Source organism: Nocardioides oceani (assembly GCF_030412965.1).
Taxonomy (GTDB): domain Bacteria; phylum Actinomycetota; class Actinomycetes; order Propionibacteriales; family Nocardioidaceae; genus Nocardioides; species Nocardioides oceani.
In genome coordinates this window covers 1-213 of the sequence record NZ_JAUHJQ010000302.1, presented here as the reverse complement: position 1 = coordinate 213, position 213 = coordinate 1, and the positions used below count along the sequence as shown (strand labels likewise).

1 protein-coding gene is annotated in these 213 nt (G+C 76.5%); it reads left to right on the top strand.

The window, feature by feature from the left end; all coding sequences use genetic code 11:
* Window positions 1-17: 17 nt before the first annotated feature.
* Window positions 18-213, top strand: a 196-nt coding sequence (locus tag QWY28_RS24150) for a hypothetical protein (protein WP_300955427.1), incomplete at its 3' end; no start/stop codon positions are given.

The window sequence follows — 213 nt, the reverse complement described above, 5'->3', positions numbered from 1 at the left end:
GGCCCGGAGGAGGACCGATGACCCGGCGGAACCACCTCGCCCGCGTGGCGCTCCTCGCGACGACGCTCCTGGCGACCGCCTGTGGTGACCACGCCGACGCGCGCCCCGGCGCCGCGTCGGCGCCGCCGTCCGGGCAGCCGTCCGTCACGGCCATCACCTGCACGTCGGACCAGCGGGTCACGGGGATCTTCGACCACGTCGACACCGGTGGCG